Here is a 3,337-nt window from a genome sequence, read left to right on the forward strand (position 1 = left end):
GGCAAAAAAAAAGCCCTTACAGGATAGCCTGTAAGGGCGAACAAAAGACCTGGCAGCGACCTACTCTCCCACACTCTTGCGTGCAGTACCATCGGCGATGAAGGGTTTTACTTCTGAGTTCGGAATGGGATCAGGTATGGCTCCTTCTCTAGTGCCACCAGGAACAAAATCTCTATTGCTACAATAATCGGCGCTCGAAAACTAGTTCTATATAGTTTCTCAAGCTTGTGAAAATTTCTAATTTGGCGCTTATCCTTATAGGGGATTGCTCATCCTATAAGGCATTTTTTGTAAAAAAAAATGGTCAAGCCTATGGACATATTAGTATTGGTAAGCTACACGCATTACTGCGCTTACACATCCAACCTATCAACCACATAGTCTTTATGGTGTCTCATAGGGATACCTTATCTTGAGGGAGGCTTGGCGTTTAGATGCTTTCAACGCTTATCCTTTCCAAACATAGCTACCCGGCAATGCTCTTGGCAGAACAACCGGAACACCATTGGTTTGTCCACTTCGGTCCTCTCGTACTAGAAGCAGCTCCTCTCAAGTATCCTGCGCCCACGACAGATAGAAACCAAACTGTCTCACGACGTTTTGAACCCAACTCGCGTACCGCTTTAATTGGCGAACAGCCAAACCCTTGGGACCTTCTCCAGCCCCAGGATGCGATGAGTCGACATCGAGGTGCCAAACCGCCACGTCGATATGAACTCTTGGTGGCGATAAGCCTGTTATCCCCGGAGTACCTTTTATCCGTTGAGCGACGGCGATTCCACATTCAACCGCCGGATCACTAAGCCCTACTTTCGTATCTGCTCGACTTGTTGGTCTCGCAGTTAACTTACCTTATACCTTTACGCTCTACTCATGATTGCCAACCATGATGAGGTAAGCTTTGGACTCCTCCGTTACTCTTTAGGAGGATACCGCCCCAGTAAAACTGCCCGTCTGACAGTGTCCGAGTTCCGGATTCACGGAAGCTCGTTAGACTCCCGACTTCCCAAGACCAGTATTTCAACGGTGACTCCATCATGCCTGACGACACAACTTCACAGTCTCCTGGTTATTCTACACATGGAAAATCAAGAGCCAATATCAGAGTACAGTAAAGGTTCACGGGGTCTTTTCGTCTAGTCGCGGGTAAACGGCATCTTCACCGCTACTACAATTTCACCGAGCCTCTTGTTGAGACAGCGCCCAGATCGTTATACCATTCGTGCAGGTCGGAACTTACCCGACAAGGAATTTCGCTACCTTAGGACCGTTATAGTTACGGCCGCCATTCACCAGGGCTTAAATTCAAAGCTTCGCCTTGCGGCTAACTTCTCCTTTTGACCTTTTGGCATTGGGCAGGCATCACACCATATACCTTGACTTAACGTCTTTGCATAGTGCTGTGTTTTTGCTAAACAGTCGCCTGGGCCATTTCTCTGCGACCGCCAAATGCTCATCCCGCGAGGGGAATCACAATCAGCGGCTCCTCTTCTCCCGAAGTTACGAGGATAATTTGCCGAGTTCCTTAACAAGAGCTCACTCGCGCGCCTGAGAATATTCATCCTACCTACCTGTGTCGGTTTTGGTACGGTCACCATCAACAGCTAGAACTTATTTCTTGGAAGCCTCGCGCTACGTCATCGGTTCCCCCGAAGGTTCCCCTTGGTCGATACCTGGAATCCTGCAGACGGATTTACCTATCTGCCTTCCTCATACCTCCACGGACACTTCCAATCGTCCGCACGCTTAACTTACTTCGTCAGTCCGTTGCTATAGTTTTAGGTGGCGCAGGAATATTTAACCTGCTTGCCATCACCTACGCCTTTCGGCCTCGGCTTAGGGACCGGCTAACCCAGGGAAGACGAACTTTACCCTGGAAACCTTAGGTTTTCGGCGAGGCGGATTTTCACCGCCTTTATCGTTACTCATGCCATGCATAATCACTAGTACACGCTCCAGCACTCCTCACGGTATACCTTCGACGCATGTACTACGCTCTCCTACCGCTCATCTTACGATGAACCCGTGACTTCGGCACTATGCTTAGTCCCTGAAATTATCGGCGCAAAGACTCTCGATTGGTGAGCTGTTACGCACTCTTTAAATGATGGCTGCCTCTAAGCCAACATCCCAACTGTCTTTGAGTCTTTACTTCCTTACTCACTTAGCATAGATTTCGGGGCCTTAGTCGACGATCTGGGCTGTTCCCCTCTCGACAATGAAGCTTATCCCCCACTGTCTATCTCCCGAGATTCCTTTACAGTATTCGGAGTTTGGTTTCCTTTGGTAGGCCGGTAGGCCCCCGCGTGAATCCAGTGCTCTACCCCTGTAAAGCATGTCTCGAGGCTAACCCAAAAGTTATTTCGGAGAGAACAAGATATCTCCAAGTTTGATTGGCCTTTCACCCCTATCCACAGCTCATCCAAGAATTTTTCAACATTCACTAGTTCGGTCCTCCACACAGTGTTACCTGTGCTTCAACCTGGCCATGGATAGATCACTTGGTTTCGTGTCTAAACCAGATGACTAAAACGCGCTTTTAACACTCGCTTTCGCTTCGGCTTCGGAACGGAGTCCCTTAACCTCGCCATCTAGCTTAACTCGCTGGCTCATCATGCAAAAGGCACGCCGTCAGCCATTCCCACAGAGTGGGCATAGGCCTCCGACCGTTTGTAAGCTGCTGGTTTCAGATTCTATTTCACTCCCCTAACAGGGGTTCTTTTCACCTTTCCCTCGCGGTACTTGTTCACTATCGGTCATTAGTTAGTATTTAGCCTTGGAGGGTGGTCCCCCCAGATTCAGACCGGGTTTCACGTGTCCGGCCCTACTCAGGTACAAACCTCGGCGTGTCGGCTTTTCGCATACGGGACTATCACCCTGTGTCGTCTATCTTTCCAGATAGGTTCTGCTAAGCGTCCACACTCATTTGGTTTGCCCTACAACCCCGAAGTCAGAGACTTCGGTTTGGGCTCTTCCCTGTTCGCTCGCCGCTACTTTGGGAATCTCGTTTGATTTCTACTCCTCCGCCTACTTAGATGTCTCAGTTTGGCGGGTGTCGCTTCCTGTACCTATGAATTCAGTAGCAGGATGATGGCTTTCTAAGCCACCGGGTTTCCCCATTCGGATATCTCCGGGTCAAAGCTTTATTCCAGCTCACCGAAGCTTTTCGCAGGTTTCGCGTCCTTCTTCGCCTTCTAATGCCAAGGCATCCACCAGCAGCCCTTAATAGCTTGACCAAAAAAGATTTAGGTACAAGCTTTAATGACTATATAGTCTATATTCTCAAGCGCCAATTGTTGTCGCAATCTATTACTTGATTTTTGTTACTCTTTTGTTA

At 48.8% G+C, this 3,337-nt stretch carries 2 rRNA genes; both read right to left on the reverse strand.

Annotation, left to right across the window (positions count from 1 at the left end):
* Positions 1–47 precede the first annotated feature (47 nt).
* Positions 48–162 (reverse strand): 5S ribosomal RNA (rrf, locus tag ELAC_RS07485).
* A 138-nt stretch (positions 163–300) separates the two neighbouring features.
* A 23S ribosomal RNA gene (locus ELAC_RS07490) occupies positions 301–3,236 on the reverse strand.
* Between the last annotated feature and the right edge of the window lie 101 nt (positions 3,237–3,337).

This window comes from Estrella lausannensis, assembly GCF_900000175.1.
Taxonomy (GTDB): Bacteria; Chlamydiota; Chlamydiia; order Chlamydiales; family Criblamydiaceae; genus Estrella; species Estrella lausannensis.